This is a genomic window from Paracoccus sp. (in: a-proteobacteria) (assembly GCF_047973135.1).
Taxonomy (GTDB): domain Bacteria; phylum Pseudomonadota; class Alphaproteobacteria; order Rhodobacterales; family Rhodobacteraceae; genus Paracoccus.
In genome coordinates this window covers 1-3,041 of record NZ_JBKEBL010000312.1, presented here as the reverse complement: position 1 = coordinate 3,041, position 3,041 = coordinate 1, and the positions used below count along the sequence as shown (strand labels likewise).

General features: G+C 63.9%; 1 protein-coding gene and 2 pseudogenes. All 3 read left to right on the top strand.

From position 1 onward, the window contains the following. The coding region (locus ACK5L9_RS22460; RefSeq protein WP_416913683.1) for a strawberry notch C-terminal domain-containing protein at positions 1-1,797 on the top strand (1,797 nt) is incomplete at its 5' end. Then, positions 1,797-2,420: pseudogene (locus tag ACK5L9_RS22455) on the top strand (DNA primase); the annotation flags it as partial. The gene ACK5L9_RS22460 and the pseudogene ACK5L9_RS22455, both read left to right, overlap by 1 nt. Continuing rightward, a pseudogene (locus ACK5L9_RS22450) lies at positions 2,404-3,041 on the top strand (DUF2493 domain-containing protein); the annotation flags it as partial. The pseudogenes ACK5L9_RS22455 and ACK5L9_RS22450, both read left to right, overlap by 17 nt.

Below are 3,041 nucleotides of genomic sequence, written 5' to 3'. Positions count from 1 at the left end.
GAATATGTCGGCTCGTATTTGCAGCATTCCTTCCCGGTGCAGCTCTATGAGCCGTTCACCGATGGCGAGGGCAATCTCTCCTCCCGGCCTGTGTTCCGCGATGGCCAGCCGGTGGAAAGCCGTGAAGCTGTGGCCCGACGTGACGAGATGATCGAGCAGCTTGCCAGTCTGCCGCCTGTCCCCGGTGCGCTCGACCAGATCGTACAGCATTTCGGCACCGATATGGTGGCGGAGGTCACGGGGCGTTCCCGTCGCATCGTCCGCAAGGGCGAAGGCGCTTCGGCACGTCTCGCGGTTGAGAACCGGGCGCCGTCGGCCAACCTGGCCGAGACCTCGGCCTTCATGGACGATCAGAAGCGCATCCTGATCTTCTCGGATGCCGGAGGCACCGGGCGCAGCTACCATGCAGACCTCACGGCGCGGAACCAGCGACTGCGGGTGCATTATCTGCTGGAACCAGGCTGGAAGGCCGATACCGCCATTCAGGGGCTGGGGCGAACCAACCGCACCAATCAGGCGCAGCCGCCGCTTTTCCGGCCCATCGCCACCGATGTGAAGGCCGAAAAGCGCTTCCTGTCGACCATCGCCCGCCGCCTCGATACGCTGGGGGCGATCACCCGCGGCCAGCGGCAGACCGGCGGTCAGGGCCTGTTTCGCTCCGAGGACAATCTCGAAAGCCCTTACGCCCGCGACGCGCTGCGTCAACTCTATCTGCTGCTGGTGCGCGGCAAGGTCGATGGGTGTTCGCTGGAGCGGTTTGAATCCACCACCGGCCTGAAGCTGATGGACAGCAATGGCATCAAGGATGATCTGCCGCCGATCACCACCTTCCTCAACCGCCTGCTGGCCCTGACGATCGAATTGCAGGGCATCCTGTTCTCCGCCTTCGAGCAGCTGCTGCAGGCGCGGATCGACGGGGCGATTGCATCCGGCGCCTATGATATGGGGCTGGAGACGTTGCGCGCCGAGAGCTTCATCGTCACCGAGCGCCAGGTGATTCATACTCATCCTGGCACGGGCGCGGAAACTCGGCTCCTGACGCTCACCGAGCGCAAACGTAACCAGCCGGTGCTACTGGGTGCAGCCTTGGCCGAATTGGGCGATCCGCGCGCGAAGCTGCTGATCAATGAACGATCCGGTCGTGCCGCCGTGCAGATCCCGACCACCAGCATCATGCTGGACGATGGCGAGATCGAACGGCGCGTGCGGCTGATCCGGCCAATGGAAGCGATGAACATTCCGGTGCGTGCGATGGGTGAGACCCATTGGATTGAGGCCGACCATGCCGCTTTCGCCTCGGCCTGGGAGGCGGAACTTTCCGAGGTCCCGGAGTTCACAGACAGCATCCTGCATATGGTGACGGGTTTGTTGCTGCCGATCTGGAAACGTCTGCCGCAGGACTCCGCCCGCATTTATCGGCTTCAGACCGATGAAGGTGAGCGCATCATCGGTCGCCGGGTCTCGCCGGCATGGGCCGCGAATGCTTCGACCAGCGGCGTCAGCAACAGCATCACGCCCGATGCGGCCTATACCGCGCTGATCGAAACCCGCACCATCCTTGATCTGGCAGAAGGGCTGCAACTGCGCCGGTCCCGTGTCATGGGCGCAAACCGGATTGAACTTTGCGGCTTCACCGATGCGATGCGCGAGCGGCTCAGGGCCTATGGTCTGTTCAGCGAGATTATCTCCTGGAAGCTGCGCTTCTTCGTGCCGGTCGGCGCATCGGGGCCAGACATCATCGGCAAACTGCTTGACCGTTTCCCGGTCCAGCGCATCTCCGAGCGGGAGGCGGTGTGATGGCGCGTCTCAACGCTTCGGAACTGGCGCAGCGTCTTGGTCGTGAGGTCGAGGCGGTGTGCCAGCACTACCTCTCCAACGGGCGAAAACAGGGCAATTACTGGCTGGTCGGCGATGTGCGCAACACACCGGGACGTTCAATGTTCGTCCGGCTGACCGGGCCGGAGACCGGCAAGGGCGCGGCGGGCAAATGGACAGATACCGCCACTGGGGAACATGGCGATCTGCTGGATGTCATTCGTGACAGCCTCGGACTGGCCGATTTTGCCGATGTCGCCGAAGAAGCCCGCCGCTTCCTCAGCCAGCCGCATCCCGAACCGGAGCCAAAGTCCCGCAGGTTCCGAACACCACCAGCACCATCGGGATCGTCCGAGGCGGCGCGCCGTCTTTGGAGCATCTCGCAGCCGCTCGCCGGCAGTCTCGCCGAGACCTATCTGCGCCATCGTGGCATCACCGATCTGCGCAAGACCGCCAGTCTGCGTTTCCATCCGAATTGCTACTGGCGTCCAGATGGCGATGGGCCGACAGAGACCTGGCCTGCGATGATCGCCGCCGTCACCGGCCTTGATGGCAAGATCACCGGCGTGCATCGCACCTGGCTCATGCGCGACGGCTCGGATCGCCCGCAAACTCGACGATAACGAGCAGGCCCAGAAGCAGCTTCAGCGGGAGCAGGATGGCAGCGAGGTGAAATCCGTCCAGTTGGAAACGCTGATTGACATCGGCCAGAGCCTGATCACCCGCCGCGACAGCATGGAACTCTTCTGCGAGACTGCCGCCGACATCTATCTGCGCACCACCGGCACGCCCTGGTCGCCGCGCTCCGGCTCTCGGGTCAACCATCGCCAGATGACCTCGGCCATGATCGACAGCCGCGATTTCATCGCCGCCAAACGCCGGGCCGACAACGAGGTGCTGCTGCCCGCCGGGCCGAAGATCGCGTTCTCGGGCGGCGAGACCACCGATCACCGCGCGATCTGGGACAAGCTCGATCAGGTTCATGCCAAACACCCGGATATGGTGCTGCTGCATGGCGGGTCGCTGAAGGGCGCCGAGCGCATTGCTGCGACCTGGGCCGACAACCGCAAGGTGCCGCAGGTCGCCTTCAATCCCGACTGGACCCGCCACGCCAAGGCGGCACCCTTCCGGCGCAACGATGCGATGATGAACGTGCTGCCGATCGGGGTCATCCTCTATCCCGGCACCGGAATTCAGGAAAACCTGGCCGACAAGGCCCGCAAGAT